Genomic DNA, 251 nt, shown 5'->3' on the forward strand with positions numbered 1-251 from the left:
GGCCATTCTCGCTCATGGTGATCAGGCGACCGTCGAGGTCGAGGATCGCCACGAAGTCGGTGGTGGTCCAGAGGATGCGCCGGTTGAACTCCTCGCTCGCGCGAAGCTGCGCGTTCAGTTCCTCGGCGCTGGCCAGCCGCGCGGCCCCGACCTCGAGGTCGCGTCGATAGACGGCCGCCGTCTCCTCGGCGGCCACGCGCTCCGTTTCGACGATACGCCCGAGGCGCCGGTTGCGCTGGAGCTCAATGTCG

1 protein-coding gene is annotated in these 251 nt (G+C 68.9%); it reads right to left on the reverse strand.

Going from position 1 to position 251, the window contains the following annotated elements; all coding sequences use genetic code 11:
• On the reverse strand, window positions 1–251 hold a 251-nt coding region (locus PU683_RS22345; RefSeq protein WP_277174687.1), incomplete at both ends, for a hypothetical protein.

The sequence above is a fragment of the Candidatus Kosakonia sp. 282A-S69 genome, from assembly GCF_029433855.1.
Taxonomy (GTDB): domain Bacteria; phylum Pseudomonadota; class Gammaproteobacteria; order Enterobacterales; family Enterobacteriaceae; genus Kosakonia; species Kosakonia cowanii_A.